Genomic DNA, 18,616 nt, shown 5'->3' on the forward strand with positions numbered 1-18,616 from the left:
CATAGTTAATCGCTAACGAGACAAGACTTCGGATACCCGATCAATAATTATCGGAAGGTTTTCTTGTGATAATCCAGCGACATTGATACGTGTACTGTCGAGCAAATAAATACCGAATTCTGAGCGCAACGCATGCACTACCTCAAGTGGTATGCCCAGATAACAGAACATGCCTTTGCTCTCAGCCACAAAGCTAAAATCAATACGCGACTGAGCCTGATTTAAACCTTCGGCTAGCTCAAGACGCAAGCGATTCATTCGCAGCCTTACCTGCTCTAATTCAGTCTTCCATTCACTGGTAAGTTCGGGGTCACTCAATAATAGTCCAACAATTCCGCCACCATGGTACGGCGACATACTGTAAGAACTGCGCGCTGCAGTAAGAATATGAGATTTGGCCGCTAAGGTGGTCTGTGGGTCTTGTGTAATGACCATTACCGCGCCAATTCGTTCACGATATAACCCAAAATTCTTCGAACAAGATGCCGCTACCAATACCTCGGGTAAGCGCTTAACCGCTTCGCGCACGCCATAAGCATCCTCGGCTAAGCCATCACCGAAACCTTGGTAGGCCACATCAATGAACGGTGTTAATTGACGCTCGGCGAGAACGCTAATTACTTGATCCCATTGCGCCGGACTTATGTCCGCACCGGTTGGGTTATGACAACAACCGTGCAACAGCACCACATCGCCCACCGGGATCGCCTGAAGCGATTCCAACATAGCCGTGAAATCAACTGAGTGGGTCTCGGCACTGTAGTAGCTATATTTCTCTAATGTCAGGCCAGCGCTTTGCAGCAACGGATAATGATTAGCCCATGTCGGATCACTAACCCACAACGTGACATTTTGCTTGGCATGACTCAATAACTCAGCGCCCATTCGTAATGCCCCACAACCACCGGGAGTCATGACAGCTGCAACACGGTCTTGTAATTGCTCGCTAAGCTCATCGCCGAGCAACAGTCGTGTCATGTGCTCTAAAAATGATGGATCACCAGCCTGCGGGGCATATGATTTAGTATTCTGAGCGGCTAATAACTGCTGCTCAGCTTTTTTGACTGCGGTGAATATTGGCGTCAAACCTTGGGCATTCTGATAGACACCAATCGACAAATTAATTTTGTCTGCATTGTCGTCCTGCTGAAAAGTCTGATTGAGTCCAAGTATCGGATCGGGCGGCAATATATCTAGTTGTCCAAACATTGTTTCAGTTGCTCAAAGGAAAAAGTATAAACAGGAAACCGTCTACGTACTACGCAGACGGGTTAGCGGGCGGATCAGTCTCGTCGGTTGGCGTGGTCCGTTTTATCTCGGAAAGATACTTAAACAGCAAGCGAGCCGACTTGGGAGTTGTATTTCGTTTTAATTCGGCACCGGCATTGCGCACAAGCTGACGAATATGTTGGCGGTCAATGACCGGATATTGATCGATCAATTCGGTCAGCAATTGTTCATCGCCGCCGATCAGTCGATCACGCCATTGCTCCAACTGGTGGAGTTCGGCAGTTTGTTGTTTTGTGGGCTGCTTCTGACGCGCAAGTTCGAGTTGAATCGCATCAACGTCTTCATATTGCATTAACGACGCAATACGACGCAATTGCCGCTGTAGAGGACCGCGCTGAAAGCGTTTGCCATCTTCAATTGCGCGCAGCATATTGTCGCTTAAGGGAACTTTTTTCAGTGCCGATGGCGGCAGAGAAATCAACTCTTGACCCAAGTGATTTAACGCTTTGATCTCTTTTTTAAGTTGTGTTTTATTCGGCCGGACGGCGTATTCCGATTCAGTCATCAGCTTATCTAACACCGACGGATTAACATCAGCGCGCTCGTAAATATTAGAAATTGTGGTATCGGGTTTAGGCTCGGAATTATGCGCTTGCTGCCCTCGGTTTACCAGCCCCGATTTAATATTTACTGCTACTGCAGCATTGGGCGCTATCTCTTATTACGTCTTTTTTTTAGGAAATTGGGGCGCGACGACTCATCGAAGATACATTCTATTTTAGTGCCAACGTTTACTTCGCTCTCAACTTCGACGATCCAGTTAAACCGATTTGATAAACGTTTAACGATGGTTAGCCCTACTCCGTAGCCTTTACGTTCTGTTTTACCTACCTGATCGGCACGGTAATAAGGTTGGAAAATTTTCTTAGTTTGCTCTTCGGTCATACCAATGCCCGTGTCTTCTATGACCACAGAATGCTCCTTAATGGTGACCTTGACGGTGCCCTCATTGGTATACAAAACAGCATTACGAATCAGATTCCCCAACACAATAGACACAACTTTACGCGCCGTGTTCAGCTGCAATGGAAACTGCTCATCCACTTCGATTGTAATGGGCTTATCGTCTAAATATATTTCGGCATCTCTAATCTCACGTTCAACGATATCAGCAATCACCGTATGCTCGTCTTCGAACTCTTTATCGGTTTCACGTGCCAAAATCAAAAACGCATCAATTAGCTCCTCCATGTCCCGTGCCGCACCTTTGATACGAGTCACGAATTTTTTTGAATAGGCGTCTAAGTCTTGCTCGGCTAACAGTAGATCTGATGCCATTTTTATTACGGTTAACGGAGTACGGAACTCATGACTCGCGTCACGCGTAAATGCCCGCTCACGCTGAACAAAGCGCTGTATCCGGCGCGAATAAGAGCTAAACGATGTCACCAACTTCTCAACCTCCCAATCTACGTCACCAGGGATATCGGAGAGGTCTTTAAGACTAGCACTGGCATGTGCCGGATCAAAACGGTCGAACTTATTGGCTAGCCAGACAATCGGGCTCAATAGATGATTTGATTCGCGATAAACCCACCAAGCGGCAACGTAAATCAACACCAAGCAAATGGTTAACGGAAATATTCCAAAAAACAGCGCCAAACGCAGCACGCTCTCGCCATCGAATAACAAATGCAGGCGCTTACCGTCATGTTCACTGGTATAAAGCAATGAATGCGCGGTTTGACCATGCATTTTATGGAACCCTAAACCATAGCCTTTTAACTCTTCCGGCACACCTTCTTGAGAATTAGCGACAGTCAAATAGCCTTTAAGGTTGTCAGTATTGGGCGGGGGAAAACTCGGATCGACATTGTAGGTCTCCCAAAAATGCCGCGACTCTCCCGTGAGCGCTTGCTTAACTAAAAATTGTTCGATAACCACACTAGCAAAACCAATACCAAGCACCGCTACTAACGCAATCAAACAAGCTTGCAGCGTCATTTTTCGACTCAACTTGCTGCGAATAATCGATTGCCTAATGTCTCCGTGCATAACTATATAGTCTCGGTTTTCAATAGCTGAGTGGTTTATTTGAAAGTTGCATCGTATCGAGCTAACTAGTCACTAGCAAGACCGCGCCCAGAGTTCCGTCGACTTGCAGCCAATTAGCAAGTTGATCTTTAGCAAGCAGCGCCGTCATTCATCAAGGCCAGTGGTTAACCGCCTTGTGATCAAGCAATCCTTATCTACGGCGCATCACCAATACGATACCCACGTGACTGTATTGTTTGCAGTAGCGGCTGCGCGAACGGCTTATCAATCTGTTTACGCAGATTATACATATGGCTCCGCAAGGTATCACTGTCCGGCAAAATGTCGCCCCAAATTTCATGCTCTAATTGATTGCGACTTACGACTTTAGGCGACTCTTTCATTAAGATCGTCAGTATTTTCAAGCCAATCGGCGACAGGTAAATTGATTTATTAGAACGACGAACTTCAAGCGTGCCAGTGTCTAATTCCAAATCGGCCACCGTCAAAACTTCCTGTTGCGCTATCTGCCCCTTGCGTCGCATGAGTGCCTTTATACGCGCCTCAAGCTCCAATATTTCAAACGGCTTGACCAAATAGTCATCTGCGCCGGTCTCTAGGCCAATGACCTTGTCTTCTAAGGTGTCACGAGCGGTTAACATCAATATTGGCGTATACACCTTGGACTCTTCGCGCAGCTTTCGACACACATCGAGGCCGTCCATCTCGGGCAACATCAAATCGAGCAGAATAATATCGTAGTCATTTTGACTGGCAAGATTAAACCCCATGCGACCGTCGCTGGCATAATCCATCTCATAATCCCGACGCTCAAAATAGTCATAAAGCATCTCAGCGATGTCTTTGTGATCTTCAATAATTAAAACGCGTGTAGTTTGTGTCATAACGAGTAAGCTTGTCTTTATAATAGAGCGATAGTAGGCAAACAACGGTGATTGCAATGTGAATGAAAGCATCGAAAAAATACGCAAGCTGAAGGCCCACTCAACACTTATCACGGCTCTCTTGTTGTCGACACTAACGGCCTGCGTGTCAAACCATCTGGCTGAAAAAACGCGCGACTCGGGCTGGCTAGGCCAAACGCAATTACACTGCACTGACGCGCACACTTATCGTGGGCGAGTTGTCGGCGACGGACATTGTGTGTCGCTGATTAAGCGCTGTAGCGGCGCGCCCAATACAGACCAGTGGCTACCTGGCGAACCGGTGCTTGACAATACCATTCAACCGGGAACTATCATCGCCACCTTTAAGAACGATCGCTACCCAAGCACACGAGGCCATCATGCCGCTATCTATATAGAACAAGATGATCAAGGCATTTGGGTATGGGACCAGTGGGTTGGCAAACCAGTACATCGACGATTAATTCGCTTAAGCAGCAAAACTACCCTCGCCAGCAACACTGCAGGGGCTTATCGCGTGGTCACGGTTAAACGATAATCTGCGTACCAGTCATAGCATCAAGCAACGCTGCCGAACCTAGACGCTAGACCGCACCTCATTGACTGTGCGTTCCAACTCACTGATCTCACGTGGGTTAGCACTAATGATTACCTTTAAGCCCGGATGGTTATCTTGAAACGCCAAATCCAATTTGTGCACCTTCAACACCGCGAAAACTAAAGCCAATCCCAAGCCACTCCCTGGCGTGGTGCGGCTCTGATCCAAGCGATAAAAACGCTGCACTACTTTCTCATATTCTGATTCAGGAATACCCGGTCCGTTATCTGAGATCTCGACTTGCCATTGTTGCTCGCTTTGAAACGAACGAATAACAATTTGACCATTTTGTGGCGTGTATTTAATCGCATTGTCGAGCAAGTTAGCGAAGGCTTGAAACAACATATCTCGATCAGCGAACATTTCCATCGGCGTACCAATTTCAACCGACAGAGTCTGCCCCTTTTCCTCGATCAACGGCTCATAAAGATCTTCTAGGTCATACAAAATCGAGTTGATATCAACCTTCTTAAACCCCTTTCTTTGCTCACTGTATTCAATACGCGCAATTCGTAGCAAGGCATTAAACGTGGCAAGCAAGCCGTCCGCTTCAAGAATTATCTGATCGACCGCTGCTTCTTCCTCACTGCCCTGCTCAACTCGCATTTTGAGTACTTCAACACGGTTTTTTAGGCGCGCCAAAGGCGTCTTCAAATCGTGTGCAATATTATCCGAGACTCGACGAACGCCTTCCATACCGTGCTCGATCTGGTCAAGCATACTATTTAAATTTACCGCTAGCTCATCAAATTCATCGCCGGTGCCGCGGGTTGCGATTCGTTTCCGCAAATCGCCCTGCATTATTTTTCGACTAGTGAGATTAATTGCACCTAAGCGACTTTTCAGCGTTTGCCGCATCATGAAGCCACCGATAATCCCGAGCGCTAGGGTTAAGATCAAACCCAAAATCAACGCCCTTCCGACCAATGCCTTAAGCGTCGTCAGATCCTTCATTCCCTGACCGACCAACAAGTTAAACCGATTCTCGACAACGAAGGTCTTCGCCCGAGCGGTAAACTCACGATCACCGCCTTGGCGTTCATCAGCCTCCAATTGAAATTCGAGCCAACCTTCCTTAACGTCGCGAGCAACCTTCGGCCACGGCGCAATATTTCCGACTAATGGCTGATAGCGATGATCGGTAAGTAGGTACAGGGTCGGATCGCCGGGGCGCAATCGTTCGATACGCTCCGACAGCAATACCACCAGCCCAGGGTAGCCTTTGTCTTCATAGACTTTGGATAACTCCAAAATCTCGGCATTAATGTCATCATCGGTTTGCTGTGTCTTGTAAACAATCGTTGACCAGTATATAAAACCGAGAATAATTGACACCGAGATCCCGAATAGGACTAGGTATACGAGCGTTATTCGAAACGCTGAACTTTTAAATGGACTAATCTGGTTCACTCAACATGTAGCCCGCGCCGCGCACGGTGTGAAGCAGGGACACATCAAACTCTTTATCAATCTTGCCCCGCAAACGACTGATATGCACATCAATTACATTGGTTTGTGGGTCGAAATGATAATCCCAAACCTTTTCAAGTAACATGGTGCGAGTAACCACTTGACCACTATGACGCATTAAATACTCTAACAACCTGAACTCTCGTGGCTGCAAATCAATTTTTTCATCAGCCCGACGCACTTCACGCTTCAGCAAATCCATTTCCAGATCGGCAACCTTGAGTACTGTATCCGGCGACTCAGGCTCAGCCCGACGAACCAGTGCTTCGATACGAGCTTGTAACTCAGAGAATGCGAAAGGCTTAACTAGATAATCATCAGCACCGGCTTTCAGACCGACAACGCGATCGTCAACGTCACCAAGGGCACTGAGCATTAGAATTGGTGTGCGATTACCACTGCCACGCAAAGTCCGTGTCATCGTGACACCATCAACTTTGGGCAACATACGGTCAGCCACGATGACTTGGTAGTCAGTCGAATCCGCCATCAACAGCCCTTCGCGACCGTCGGCAGCGTGATCCGCAATGTGCCCACATTCCGTCAAGCCTTTTACGATATAGGCTGCGGTCTCTTTGTCGTCTTCAACGACGAGTACTCGGATCATATTTTTTTTAGTCATTTTTGGTTTCCGTTAATTTTACGCTATTTAGGAAGCAGCTCCCAGCATTAGAAGCTGGGACTGCTTACGATTGTTGGTTTTAAGTTCGATCAGTGGTGAAATTGCCGCTATTTCAACTTAAATGCTAGAAAACCAGGAATGCCGCGCCGATTCAGTAGCACTGCCACCGATCCATCGCCGGATTTTTTGGCTTGTTTGAGCGCATTAATCACGTCTTCCGGCTTGCTGACTAGGCGGTTATCGAACTTAGTAATTACATCACCAAGTCTTAAACCGTTTTCAGCCGCCAAACCACCACGCTCAATAGCGGTTAGTAATACCCCTTTGGTGTCCTCAGAGATGCGATAACGTGACCGTAGCTGATCATTTAACTCACTCAACTCGGCGCCAAGCAACTCATCACTTTCTTGTTTAACCGGAACATCGGGCTTAGTTTCAGCCCCCGCTACGGCATCATCTTCTGGAAACGCCTCAGTAGTAATTTTGATCGTTTTACGCTTACCGTCACGCCAAATAACCATGTCATAGGCTTTACCAACGGTGGACTGCGCCACGGTACGCGGCAAATTACGCATTTCTTTAATATCCGTGCCATCGAAAGACAACACGATATCGCCAGCCACTAGACCAGCCTTATCTGCCGGCGCGCCTTTCAACACCTGTGAAATTAGTGCCCCTTCCTCGTTGTCTCGTCCAAACACCTCAGCTAGCTCTTCAGTAATCGGGCCAATCGACACACCTATCCAACCACGTTCGACTTCGCCGGATGCGCGCAATTGATCAATGACACCTTTCGCCATATGTGAAGGAATGGCAAAGCCAATACCGACGCTGCCACCGGAAGGCGAATAGATCATTGAGTTAATACCGATGACTTCACCGCGCATATTGAATAATGGCCCACCTGAATTACCACGATTAATCGCTGCATCCACTTGAATAAAATCATCATACGGGCCCGCATTAATATCACGGCCTCTTGCCGAAATAATACCGGTACTAGCCGAGCCACCGAGTCCAAACGGGTTACCAATTGCCAAAACCCAATCGCCAACTCGCGAAGCCTCATCATCGCCCCACGACAAATACGGCAGATTGCTAGCATCTTTAAGCTTTAACAACGCCAAATCAGTTTTAGGATCGCTGCCTTTTATTTCAGCTTCATATTCAGTGCCGTCAGGTAACGTCACCATAATTTCATCAGCGCGATCAATAACATGGTGATTGGTTACAACATAACCGTCTGCACTAATAATAAACCCCGAGCCAATACCGAGAGGCTGGGTTTGCTTCTCCGCGTCGCTATCTGAATCGGGCTCATCTGGCTCAATTTGGTTTGGATTTTGCGGAAATTGATCGCCGAAAAAATCTTTAAAGAAATCTTCAAAGCCGCGCGGCCCCCTAAATTGCCGCATCGACGGATCATTGCCAAGACGACGACGTTGAATAAACCCAGCGGTTGCGACATGAACCACTGCAGGGCTAACGTCTTCAACCAGATCAGCAAATCCATCTGACGGACTCCATGACCTTTTCTGCATCGAATCCGAGGTAATTTGTGCGGCTGGCACAATGTCTTGCGCTCTGATTGCTGAACTCACAGCATTTGAGGCGTCGGCTTTTGGACCATCAGCACTGGCTTGAATCGAAATTACGACAGTGGCAGTGGCGACCACCACAGCGCCCCACTTCATAATCGACACCAGCGAATTTGTATATTGTTTTGTCATTTACGTCTCCGTAGGAATAAGTCTGAACGAAATCTCTTGGCAGCTTATCGACAGAGCAAACATTACTTTTACGACAAGTGATAAGAAACCAATTTGATAACTTGATAGTAAGGGCGTGCTAATTACCCTCAAGTGAACAGGGGATTACGTTTTAGTAATAGGAGTAGGCTAAAACGAGATTTGACGCTGGTTACAGATCAAGCGTCCACTATTGAAGTGCTATTTTTAAAATTGATAACAGGCATTCCCTTGCCCGTTCAAAATTGGAGACTAACTTTCGAGTTTAAAAGTTAGTCCGGCATTGGCCTCGAGACGCGTAATCAGCTTATCGCCCATCGCCGGTGCCGTGGTCCATAAGCCGCCCGCCGTGTCACGAGCATCTTTGACTAAGCAAATAGCGCTTTCGGCAATCATCTTACAGGTCGACCCATATCCAGGATCGCGATCACCGGTTACCGCCAATGTCATTTTGTTGCCATCGGGCAACTCTCCAATATACGCAATATCGTAGAATCCAGCTTCGCGTTCAGCCTTACTCGGGCCTTCGCCAGGCTTCGGTGCATCTGGCCCCGCCAAACTGCGATCGTTGGCTACGTGGTTTGCTATCGCTTCACCTTTTTCGCCATCGCCAGTTAGCAACATTTCATCATAGGTAAAGTCAGCTCCATACGCATGACCCAACAAAGCATTACTGCGATGGACATTGCGCGTATTGATTGCCGCCATTACAAACGGTGCAACCCAACTTTTAAGCTCTTCCGAATAAATAACTCGGTCACCATTAGGCTGCTCAACACCGACAAATCCAGGTACTAACGCGTAGGGATTTACGGCGAGCTTTAAATTTTCCGGATCGGTCTTGGCGGCCTTTAACGATGCTTGCAGACTTGCTGCGGTGCCGCCAGAGAACGTGCCTTTCAAGCCACGTACTCGACCGCTAATGTGTTGGCACACTTGACCAGTTTTCTGTTTAGCAAGGTTTTGTAGACGAAATATGCCAAGATCAGACGGGATCGAGTCAAAACCGCATGAGAATACAATTCTTGCTCCAGTTTTTTGCGCAGTCTCTTGGTGTGCGTCAATCATATGCCTCATCCACACAGACTCACCGCAAAGATCCACGTAATCGGTGCCCGACGCGGCACAAACGGCCACGAGTTTTGAGCCATACAACTGATAAGGTCCGACAGTTGTTAGAACCAATTCGGTGCTATTCACCATGGCTTGCAAAGAAACATCATCTGACGTGTCAGCAACAACTAACGGGGTATCTTCCGGCAACCCCATCTCATTTCTGACCGATACGAGTTTGTCTTGACTACGACCTGCCATAGCCCAACGTATTTCATCGCCGTTACCGTAGCGTTGCTGTAAATATTCAGCGACTAATCGTCCAGTGAAACCAGTGGCGCCATACACCACAATATCAAATTTTTTCTCAGACATATTTTCTTCAGATTTAATGTTTTGTTTTTATTGAAAGTGAAGTCTACGCGAAGCGCAGTGAGGCTTAGGTCACTATGCACTATGCGCGAGCAGCACCATAACGACATGAGCGAACAACACCAGCAATGCGATGCAACTTAAACCGAATAAGCTTAGGCGGTAGGTGATCGTATTGGATGTGACGTGAACCAGCGCATGCCCCCAGCGAGCGAGCGCAAAAAACCAAGCCACGATCAAGGCAAAAATGCTCACCGAACCGAGTTGGGCTAAAATCAAACACAACACGTAGAATACAATCGGAAACTGGAACTGATTTTCTAAAGCATTAGAAGTCAGCACAACCGGCAGCGGCCAGCCTTTGTTATTAATAGCGCTATCAGCATGCTGTTCGCCAGACTGCCGAGCAGCTTTTTTGCGCAATGCGTTGAGTAATAATACCCAAATTGGAATCAGCAACACCGCTAAAATCGGCCAATAAATAAGCATAGTTTTCATGATTTAATTTCCGTGGCTGGGGTTACTTTTGAGTGGTCTGCTTAATGCTGACGGCAACTGACTTAAATGCAGGAGTCTGACTACGCGAATCACGGCTCAAACCAATAAGAACATTTGCCTCTGGGTAATAGGCCATCGCATTGCCACGTGGTAAATCGAATGGATAAACGCTGACTGATCGCATTTCACCAGCGTCCGAGGTGATGTCTACTTTATCGCCCTCGACTAAACCCAAGTGGTCGATGTCTTTTGGATTAAGTAACACTGTCCATCTGTCCTTAGTTCCGCGATAGCTGTCTTGCTCTTCGTATATGATGGAATTGAACTGCCCTTCACTTCTCACACTCATCAGAGTAAACGGCCTTAGCGCTGCCACCGACGGCGTTGCGGAATATACAAATCGCGCCAACCCATCTGCGGTATTGAATTGCGGGACATGTTTTAAGCGATTAGCGACATGGAATTCGCGTTTGCTTTGGTGAATACCGGAAAGCTCACTCAGTCCAGGAATAGTCTCGGCAATCAGCTCTCTGACCGCTTGATGGCTTTGCAATGAGCTAAAGTCAACCTCATCAACAATTCCATCCGCCAGTTCCGCCAAAATAGCTGTTTCAGAGCGTGCCGACGCGATACGTTGTATGCCGCCGTCGCTTAATCGAATGTAATTAAACATCGATTCTTGAGTGGTCGGTTCCGGCTCCTCATCACGTGCTGCCACCGGCAATATCAGCATCTCTGCCCCGTCGCAGCCGTCGACATGGGAAGCATTGAGGGTTGTGGTTAGGCAAACCTTAAAATCAACCTTGCTAAGCGCACTTCGAGCCCAAGTCGCGTTGGGGGTCGCCGACAATAAATTACCGCCGAGCAAGATCGCTGCATCCATTTCGTTGTTATCAGCGGCTTCAAGACACGCCAAAGTGTCCATCCCAGGAGATTGCGACTGACTCGGCAGGCGAATTCCGAGCTTGGATTCTAACGCTGCCAAAACCGTATCATCGAGCTTTGGCTTTACCCCGATAGTACCCATACCTTGCACATTACTATGCCCACGCAGCGGCAACAATCCGGCACCAGGCCGCCCCACCATACCTCGCAACAAACACAAACTAGCAATGGCTTCAACCGTTTCGACCCCATGCAAATGGTGGGTTACGCCCATTCCCCAAGCAAAAATAGCACTTTTTGACGAGCCGTAGGCTGACGCTACCGAGCGAATTTGAGTTTCTGACAATCCCGTGGATGCCTCGATACTCGACCAACTAAGCGAGCCTAGCTGTTGTTCATAGTGTGCAAAATCGTTAGTGTGGCTTTCAATAAACGCCTGATCCGACTGCTGGTTCTCGAACACGGCCTTAGCGATACCGTTAAGTAAGTCAGTGTCGCTACCGATACGCGGTTGCAAGTAATGGCTGGCGATCTCCGAGCCACCGATTAACAAAGATTTAGCGCTTTTAGGCAGCGCAAACTTAACCAAACCAGGCTCCCGTGCTGGGTTAATTACAATGACCTGCCCACCTCGATCACGGCACGCCTTGAGTTTATGAATAAATCTCGGATGATTTGACGCCGGGTTCGCGCCGATAACAAAGATGCAATCGGCTAAATCTAAGTCGGCTAACTCGACCGTTGCCGTACCAGTTCCTAGTGTCGATGACAGCCCAACACTGGTTGCTTGATGACAATAGTAAGAGCAGTTATTGACGTTATTGGTACCAAATGCTCTGGCTAACAATTGAAAAACAAAGCCCGCCTCATTCGAGGATCGACCTGAGCTATAAAAGAAGGTTCTCTCCGGTTGCAATGATCTGAAGCGCTGAACAATATGTTGCATAGCCCACTCCCATTCAACCGGTCGATAACACTGCTCTTTAGCGGACTTATATATCGGCGAACCTAGACGCCCCAAATGCTCTAACTCATGCGGCGTAAGTGCGCGAAAATCCTCGAGCGTGAAATCAAATAGGGCTTCAGGGATTGGCGGTTGGATATCAGTAGACTGAGCTTGAATACTCTTATTGCAGACCGAAGGGAAATCACCTTGCTCATTGGTCATGCCCCCAGCCTGCCCGCCCATTCCGAGTCCACACGCTTTACAAGCATTGTTTGAGCGCAGCGCTTTATTGGAATCGAGCAAGCCTATGCGTTGCATCGTTCGCAACGCGTAGATAATCTTTTTGACACCGCCACCAACGGTTTGTTTTCCAAGTCTATTCATTGTCGATTACCGGAGAGTTAAGGTGGTCGTCGAAGGTTGGGCTTTTGATGTGCTGAGGACTTTTTACCCTTAGTAAGCTGAGGGCTCATTGTAAGCTGAGGGCTCATTTAAGCTGAGGGCTCATTATAAGCTGAGGGCTCATTTAAGTTTAAGCGCGTGACGACTTAGTTAACGCTTGGCTTAGTAATTTTGCGGTAATATCCACCACCGAGATAACTTCCGAGTAGGCCATACGGGTTGGTCCCACCACGCCTAATGTGCCGAGCACCTTGCCATCGACTTGGTACGGACTAGCAATTACGCTGCACTCCCCTAAGGCGAGATACCCCGACTCCTCCCCGATAAACACGCTAACCCCTTCCGCCTTTAAACTACGATCTAGCAAATCTAATAAGTCGCGTTTTGTTTTAAACGCATCAAACAAGCGCTGCAAAGTTTCTATTTGGCACAAATCGGGAACATCTAGCAACTTTTGCTCACCGCTTAACACTACGTCTTTTTTGTTTTTATCTGACTCTTCCTCAGATATTACGCGACTTGCAGCCTGCATTGCAGTGCGATTAATCGTATGCATTCGATCGTTGTCTTTATGCATATCTTCGATCAATAATCGCCGTACATCATTGAGCGTATTGCCTTTATAGCGACTGTTGAAGAAATTCGCTGCCTCTACCAGCTCGGCATCGCTGAAGGACTCTGAACTGGGCAAAACACGATTTTGCACGCGTCCATCCTCAGTGACTAAAATAGCCAACACACGCGCTTCGCTTAAGCGCATGAATTCTATTTGGTGAAAGCGCGCTGCTGCGTGATTAGGTAACACCACAACACCGGCAAAATGACTGAGCTCCGACAGCACATCAGACGCATGCGACAACAAAGCATCTGGGTCTGACTCATTATCAAATCGCTCGGTTAATTGCTTAATCGCGGACTGCGTGAATGGCGACGCCTTGATCATACTATCGACAAACAACCTATATCCCTGTGCAGTAGGAATGCGCCCAGCGGATGTGTGCGGAGAGGTAATCAAGCCCAACTCTTCGAGGTCCGACATGACATTGCGAACCGTAGCAGAGCTTACGCCTAGCTGAGGGAGTTTTGAGAGCGTACGAGAGCCAACTGGTTGACCTTGTTGAATATAGGTTTCAACCAAGTTCTTTAATACATTTTCCGCACGTGGATCTAGACTCATGAAATTTTCTAACAGGGCTATTCTGTGGTGTTAATTTTCATTCAACGTAACCATACACTGAATGTATTTAAGCATTCCGGATTAGTATCAAAAAATATCAACATTTAATTGCAAGTCAGGTTTAGCAATCTAGTACCGCTGGTTTTACTAGTCGAATCACTGAATGCTCGACATATGCCAGCAATCCGGCGTCGTCGCTGGACAAGCTGAAGGTAAATTGGCGACAATGGACCGCGGTCAATCATAATTCAATTATTGCATGTTTAAAACTATCGGCGTATTCGGAAAATATCAAGATGCCAGTGTTGAAGAGCCCGTTAAAGCGCTCACTCAGCACCTCGAAAAAAAAGGATTACGTGTCAAACTAGGTCATACGACTGCGGCGGAAATTATTCGCGACCTACCGCAAGAATTATTGCATGACGCCGTACACCTAGATATAGATCTAGCCGTGGTTATCGGTGGCGACGGCACTATGCTGCATGTGGCACGTCGAATGGCGGAAGCCGAAATCCCAGTCATCGGCATTAACCGCGGTCGACTAGGGTTTCTGACTGATATTCCTCTGGCCGATATGCTCGAAGAGATAGACATGATCTTAAACGGTGAGTTTACCGAGGAAGACCGCATGATGCTGGATGTCACTGTTTACCGTGGCACTGAAGTGCTTTATCAACAAACCGCATTAAACGATATTGTTATCGGCCGCCATGCCCTAGAAAAGCTCATCAGTTGGGAAGTCCAAGTCAATGATCAATTCGTCACCGCCGCGCGTTCAGATGGGGTAATCATTTCCACGCCAACGGGCTCGACTGCCTATGCTTTATCTGCCGGAGGCGCCATTATGCATCCAGGCACTGACGTAATTTCCGTAGTGCCAGTGTCTCCGCACACCTTGTCAAATCGCCCAATTACCCTACCCGCGAACAGTGATTTAGCATTTACAATTCAAAACCGAACTAAAAATAGTGCGCATGTTTCGTCCGATGGTTTGATCGGTTACAGCTTAATTGGCGATGAAACGGTTAAAATTGCTCGATCCAAGCACGTAGTAAAGTTACTACATACGAAAAACTATAACTATTTCGCTATGTTACGAGCAAAATTAGGTTGGGGACGAACACAAGAAACACGCTAGTTTTTTCAAAATAATTGCTATACTGCGAAAATGGCTCTACGCGAACTTACTATCCGAAACTTTGCAATCATCAAGCATCTTGAAATAGAGATCGATGATGGCTTAACTGTCGTTACTGGCGAAACCGGCGCCGGCAAATCAATTCTGCTCGATGCCTTAGATTTGTTACTTGGGTCAAGGGCCGAAAACGAGATGATTCGTCACGGCGAAGAGCAGTGTGAAATCACCGCTATTTTTGAAATTAAGGGCTTAACAGAAGTACAAGAATGGCTTTCTGAGCACGACCTGTCCGGTGATGATGAAGGCCTATGCTTGATTCGTCGAGTTCTGCGCAAGAGTAAGCCGACCAAATGCTACATAAATGACCAGCCCACTACCTTAGCTAGTCTGCGCGAATTAGGTTACTTGTTAGTTGACCTGCATGGCCAACACGAGCATCAAGCCTTATCTCGAAGTGCCGATCAACGGCGCGTATTAGACCAATTTTCAGGTCACGGCGACGCCATCAAAGTCATGGCCAAACTAGCTTCGAAAATTCGACGCTTAGAAAAAGAACTTGGTTCAACCACTCAAGTACGCAGTGACAATGCCGATCGCATTGAATTAATTGAATTCCAAGTTAGTGAGCTCGATGAAGCTAACGTGGTTGAAGGCGAATTCGAAGAGCTCGAGATTGAATATACTCGACTGAATAATTCGCAAGAGTTAATCGACGGTATTGAACTGGCCATCGACTCATTGTTTGAGAACGAATCGTCTAACTTGACGTCGGAACTGGGTCGTCAAATTCACTCACTTAGCGATTTACAGGAATTCGACCCAAGCATTACTCCTGTTAACGACCTCCTTAACACCGCTCTAGTGCAAATTGAAGAAGCACAGTCATTGTTGAACGCGGTGCGGAGTAAAATAGATCAGGACCCCGAGCGCTTACGCGAAATTGAGCAACGTCGAGACACGATTATCAATTTGGCGCGCAAACACCGCTGCCGAGAGAGCGAATTACCCGGTCGCCATCAGGCTTTGCATGTAGAGCTAGAAGAACTGAAAGACAGCAGTTCGCAACCAGAGAAACTACAACGGAAGATTAAAGAAGCAAAAGCTAGCTACTTCAAAATTGCCCAAGCAATTTCTGAGAAACGGCAATTAGTAGCGGAGCAACTATCTGAAGAGATCACTCGCCAGATGCAGGACTTAGGTATGCGTGGCGGCGAACTAGCAATTGTAGTAGAGCCACAAATAAGTGACGACATTGTGGTCACTGACCACGGGATTGACCATATTGAGTTTATGGTCAGCACCAACCATGGGATGCCACTAAAATCACTAAATAAAACAGCCTCAGGCGGTGAACTGTCACGAATCAGTCTTGCGATTCAAGTAATTACAAGTCAAAAACTCGATACACCGACCATGATTTTCGACGAAGTTGATGTTGGTGTCGGTGGTCGCGTCGCACAAATTGTCGGCTCACGCCTTCGCGACCTTGGAAAACACGCACAGGTAATCTGCATAACGCATTTACCGCAAGTTGCTTCGCAGGGCCAGCAACATATATTTATTGACAAAGTAACAACCGACTCAGAAACTTACTCGAACTTGGTCAAACTAGATGCTGACGGCCGAACCACTGAAATAGCTCGCATGCTCGGCGGCGAAGTAATTACCGAAAGAACTCGAGCGCATGCCCAAGAAATGTTGGCAGCCGCCAACTAAAGAGTACAACCCTTTAAGATGCCTCATAATTCTGCGCAGGTTCGACCTGCAACGCACGTCGATGTCCAAGCAATCCAAAAATTGCTAAATCACTACGCCTCAATGGGCGACCTGCTACCCCGTACCCGCGATGACATTCTAAAAAACTTAGAACACTTCCGAGTTATTGAACAGCAGGGAGATATCATCGCCTGCGGATCACTTGAAAATTTCACCGACGAACTCGCCGAGATACGCAGCCTGATGGTTAGGACCGACATCAAAGGGAGTGGCCTAGGCCGCGAGATTGTGCAACATTTAATTGAAATGGCTCAAGCCAGACAGGTCAAACGACTAATGGCGTTGACCTACGTACCGATCTTTTTTCACAAATTAGGTTTCAAAACGGTTAATAAAGAGATATTTCCCGAGAAAATTTGGGGAATTTGTGTAAACTGCTACAAATTCAAGAATTGCGACGAAATAGCCGTCCTGATGGAGCTGTGATGACAGCGCACAATAAAACCATGATGACAAAATTAGCGAAAACAAAACCGTGCTTGACCCTTCTTATATGCGCCACTGTTATGACTGGCTGCATTCGTCCGTATCAACCGGATATTCAGCAAGGGAATATAATCAATAATAGTGACTTGCGAGAAATTCGCTATGGAATGACTAAACAAGAAGTCTTGTTCATTCTTGGCACGCCAATGGTAATTGATCCGTTTAATGAGCAGCGCTGGGACTATTTCTATTCCAAACGGCACCAAGCTAAAAATCAAACGTCGCAACGTTTAATAACGGCGCTATTTGATGGCAACAAATTGGTCAAACTCGAAGGTGATGTCGACTTAGCCAACGTTCAATTACTCGAGCCAAGCACCGAAGACAAACAGCACGGCGGAACGGTAATAACCAAACCGACCCAACGAGAAAAAGGCCTGCTAAACCGTCTCGGTATCATCAAGGGAAAGCAGTAGCTCTCCCCTTCCCCTGTCCGCCCAAAAATCTTATAAGCCACTGTGTTACAGTGGCATATTGAACGGAGTTGCATCGCAGCTTAGCTCGCAATGCACTCCGCTTTTCTAATACTGATTAGCCTAGTTTGTCGCCACAAACTTTTCCAGAAAAGCTTCAATTCGCTTAGCATTTGCACCTAAATCACTTATACCAATCCGCGACACTGAACGCAGATCAATGGCGGTTTTATCTCCTTGCTGCGCCACTCTAATCACCACATCATCTTTAAAGCCCCATAACATGGTAGTTTGCGTGGCTTCGATTACACCAGCTTCGGCGTTTACATTAACAATTTCCCAACCCAATGACTTTGCCACCGACAGCGCTCGGTCAAAAGCCGCTTGCGTCGGCACGTCAGTCAACAAGGTCTTGACATTGGGATAAGCTGATACCTGGGCACTTGCTAAGGTTTCAGCGTCGTAGTTAAGTGGATTATGATGCTCTGAACGTATGCCGGCAATTTTATCAAACGCTGGAGGATTAGTAACATCCGTCGATATATTGTGGATTGGTGGCACGTTGTCAGCGGTTAACTTTAAATACCCCATCCCGATAATTGGAATCATAACGAGGTACGCTGCAGTTCGTGCAGCTTTAGCCATTGCCGGATTCGATCGGCGCTTAACAAAGGTTATGACCATTGATAGGAAAAACACCGCAACGGAAAGGACGACCGTGTAGGTAATAATCGTCGCCGCCACAGAAAACGGATAAAGGCTCATCCGGTAACCAATCACTGCGATCGGGAAGCCCAGTAGTGCTAATATTGCAACTGGTTTAAACAGCTTGATCATATTGA

General features: G+C 47.2%; 17 protein-coding genes. 5 read left to right on the forward strand and 12 right to left on the reverse strand.

Annotated elements, in window-relative coordinates; genetic code table 11:
* Positions 1-12 precede the first annotated feature (12 nt).
* The 4 genes from DFR28_RS07020 to DFR28_RS07035 form a co-directional block, all read right to left on the reverse strand.
* Positions 13-1,209 (reverse strand): amino acid aminotransferase, encoded by a 1,197-nt coding sequence (locus DFR28_RS07020; RefSeq protein ID WP_113953629.1) that lies wholly within the window; start codon positions 1,207-1,209, stop codon positions 13-15.
* Positions 1,210-1,258: 49 nt separating this feature from the next.
* Positions 1,259-1,795 carry a ribosome biogenesis factor YjgA gene (yjgA, locus tag DFR28_RS07025; protein ID WP_113953630.1) on the reverse strand — a complete coding sequence of 179 codons (537 nt, stop codon included), beginning with the start codon at positions 1,793-1,795 and terminating at the stop codon, positions 1,259-1,261.
* Positions 1,796-1,941: 146 nt separating this feature from the next.
* Positions 1,942-3,285 carry a sensor histidine kinase gene (locus tag DFR28_RS07030; RefSeq protein WP_113953631.1) on the reverse strand — a complete coding sequence of 448 codons (1,344 nt, stop codon included), beginning with the start codon at positions 3,283-3,285 and terminating at the stop codon, positions 1,942-1,944.
* Between the two features lie 194 nt (positions 3,286-3,479).
* Entirely contained in the window at positions 3,480-4,169 is a 690-nt protein-coding gene (locus tag DFR28_RS07035) for a response regulator transcription factor (protein ID WP_113954528.1), read from the reverse strand.
* A 58-nt stretch (positions 4,170-4,227) separates the two neighbouring features.
* Here DFR28_RS07035 and DFR28_RS07040 point away from each other — a divergent pair, with 58 nt between their 5' ends.
* Entirely contained in the window at positions 4,228-4,728 is a 501-nt protein-coding gene (locus tag DFR28_RS07040; RefSeq protein ID WP_113953632.1) for a BPSL0067 family protein, read from the forward strand.
* Between the two features lie 39 nt (positions 4,729-4,767).
* Here the strand turns inward: DFR28_RS07040 and DFR28_RS07045 are convergent, their stop codons facing one another.
* The 7 genes from DFR28_RS07045 to hrcA form a co-directional block, all read right to left on the reverse strand.
* On the reverse strand, positions 4,768-6,123 hold the full coding sequence (locus tag DFR28_RS07045; RefSeq protein ID WP_113953633.1) for a sensor histidine kinase: 1,356 nt from the start codon (positions 6,121-6,123) through the stop codon (positions 4,768-4,770).
* Positions 6,124-6,184: 61 nt separating this feature from the next.
* Entirely contained in the window at positions 6,185-6,862 is a 678-nt protein-coding gene (locus DFR28_RS07050; protein WP_113954529.1) for a winged helix-turn-helix domain-containing protein, read from the reverse strand.
* 125 nt (positions 6,863-6,987) lie between these two features.
* Positions 6,988-8,610, reverse strand: coding sequence for a DegQ family serine endoprotease (locus DFR28_RS07055; protein ID WP_113953634.1), 1,623 nt, complete (start codon positions 8,608-8,610; stop codon positions 6,988-6,990).
* Positions 8,611-8,880: 270 nt separating this feature from the next.
* The gene (locus tag DFR28_RS07060) at positions 8,881-10,056 is read right to left on the reverse strand and encodes a saccharopine dehydrogenase family protein (protein ID WP_113953635.1); all 1,176 of its coding nucleotides are present in this window, start codon (positions 10,054-10,056) and stop codon (positions 8,881-8,883) included.
* 72 nt (positions 10,057-10,128) lie between these two features.
* A complete protein-coding gene (locus DFR28_RS07065; RefSeq protein WP_113953636.1) occupies positions 10,129-10,551 on the reverse strand; it encodes an MAPEG family protein in 423 nt (140 codons plus the stop codon).
* A 22-nt stretch (positions 10,552-10,573) separates the two neighbouring features.
* Entirely contained in the window at positions 10,574-12,766 is a 2,193-nt protein-coding gene (locus DFR28_RS07070; RefSeq protein ID WP_113953637.1) for an FdhF/YdeP family oxidoreductase, read from the reverse strand.
* 148 nt (positions 12,767-12,914) lie between these two features.
* Positions 12,915-13,961 carry a heat-inducible transcriptional repressor HrcA gene (hrcA, locus tag DFR28_RS07075; protein ID WP_211316920.1) on the reverse strand — a complete coding sequence of 349 codons (1,047 nt, stop codon included), beginning with the start codon at positions 13,959-13,961 and terminating at the stop codon, positions 12,915-12,917.
* Positions 13,962-14,220: 259 nt separating this feature from the next.
* Between hrcA and DFR28_RS07080 the strand changes: the two genes are divergently transcribed.
* The 4 genes from DFR28_RS07080 to DFR28_RS07095 all read left to right on the forward strand — a co-directional run bounded on the left by DFR28_RS07080 (position 14,221) and on the right by DFR28_RS07095 (position 17,777).
* On the forward strand, positions 14,221-15,099 hold the full coding sequence (locus tag DFR28_RS07080; protein WP_113953639.1) for an NAD(+)/NADH kinase: 879 nt from the start codon (positions 14,221-14,223) through the stop codon (positions 15,097-15,099).
* A gap of 30 nt (positions 15,100-15,129) precedes the next feature.
* The gene (gene recN, locus DFR28_RS07085) at positions 15,130-16,815 is read left to right on the forward strand and encodes a DNA repair protein RecN (RefSeq protein ID WP_113953640.1); all 1,686 of its coding nucleotides are present in this window, start codon (positions 15,130-15,132) and stop codon (positions 16,813-16,815) included.
* An 18-nt stretch (positions 16,816-16,833) separates the two neighbouring features.
* Positions 16,834-17,301, forward strand: a complete 468-nt coding sequence (locus DFR28_RS07090; protein ID WP_113953641.1) for an N-acetyltransferase — start codon at positions 16,834-16,836, stop codon at positions 17,299-17,301.
* An 80-nt stretch (positions 17,302-17,381) separates the two neighbouring features.
* Complete coding sequence (locus DFR28_RS07095; RefSeq protein WP_170132006.1) at positions 17,382-17,777, forward strand: outer membrane protein assembly factor BamE; 396 nt, start codon at positions 17,382-17,384, stop codon at positions 17,775-17,777.
* Between the two features lie 120 nt (positions 17,778-17,897).
* On the opposite strand, the gene DFR28_RS07100 is transcribed toward DFR28_RS07095, so the two are convergent.
* The gene (locus DFR28_RS07100) at positions 17,898-18,611 is read right to left on the reverse strand and encodes a DUF1499 domain-containing protein (RefSeq protein WP_113953643.1); all 714 of its coding nucleotides are present in this window, start codon (positions 18,609-18,611) and stop codon (positions 17,898-17,900) included.
* Positions 18,612-18,616: the final 5 nt, after the last annotated feature.

It is taken from the genome of Arenicella xantha, from assembly GCF_003315245.1.
Classification (GTDB): Bacteria; Pseudomonadota; Gammaproteobacteria; order Arenicellales; family Arenicellaceae; genus Arenicella; species Arenicella xantha.

What these genes read in the sequence shown, in the direction of transcription:
- DFR28_RS07020 (WP_113953629.1), bottom strand. Translation starts at nt 1,209, where the DNA reads ATGTTTGGACAACTAGATATATTGCCGCCCGATCCGATACTTGGACTC.
- yjgA (WP_113953630.1), bottom strand. Translation starts at nt 1,795, where the DNA reads ATGACTGAATCGGAATACGCCGTCCGGCCGAATAAAACACAACTTAAA.
- DFR28_RS07030 (WP_113953631.1), bottom strand. Translation starts at nt 3,285, where the DNA reads ATGCACGGAGACATTAGGCAATCGATTATTCGCAGCAAGTTGAGTCGA.
- DFR28_RS07035 (WP_113954528.1), bottom strand. Translation starts at nt 4,169, where the DNA reads ATGACACAAACTACACGCGTTTTAATTATTGAAGATCACAAAGACATC.
- DFR28_RS07055 (WP_113953634.1), bottom strand. Translation starts at nt 8,610, where the DNA reads ATGACAAAACAATATACAAATTCGCTGGTGTCGATTATGAAGTGGGGC.
- DFR28_RS07060 (WP_113953635.1), bottom strand. Translation starts at nt 10,056, where the DNA reads ATGTCTGAGAAAAAATTTGATATTGTGGTGTATGGCGCCACTGGTTTC.
- DFR28_RS07065 (WP_113953636.1), bottom strand. Translation starts at nt 10,551, where the DNA reads ATGAAAACTATGCTTATTTATTGGCCGATTTTAGCGGTGTTGCTGATT.
- DFR28_RS07070 (WP_113953637.1), bottom strand. Translation starts at nt 12,766, where the DNA reads ATGAATAGACTTGGAAAACAAACCGTTGGTGGCGGTGTCAAAAAGATT.
- hrcA (WP_211316920.1), bottom strand. Translation starts at nt 13,961, where the DNA reads ATGAGTCTAGATCCACGTGCGGAAAATGTATTAAAGAACTTGGTTGAA.
- DFR28_RS07080 (WP_113953639.1), top strand. Translation starts at nt 14,221, where the DNA reads ATGTTTAAAACTATCGGCGTATTCGGAAAATATCAAGATGCCAGTGTT.
- recN (WP_113953640.1), top strand. Translation starts at nt 15,130, where the DNA reads ATGGCTCTACGCGAACTTACTATCCGAAACTTTGCAATCATCAAGCAT.
- DFR28_RS07090 (WP_113953641.1), top strand. Translation starts at nt 16,834, where the DNA reads ATGCCTCATAATTCTGCGCAGGTTCGACCTGCAACGCACGTCGATGTC.
- DFR28_RS07095 (WP_170132006.1), top strand. Translation starts at nt 17,382, where the DNA reads ATGACTGGCTGCATTCGTCCGTATCAACCGGATATTCAGCAAGGGAAT.
- DFR28_RS07100 (WP_113953643.1), bottom strand. Translation starts at nt 18,611, where the DNA reads ATGATCAAGCTGTTTAAACCAGTTGCAATATTAGCACTACTGGGCTTC.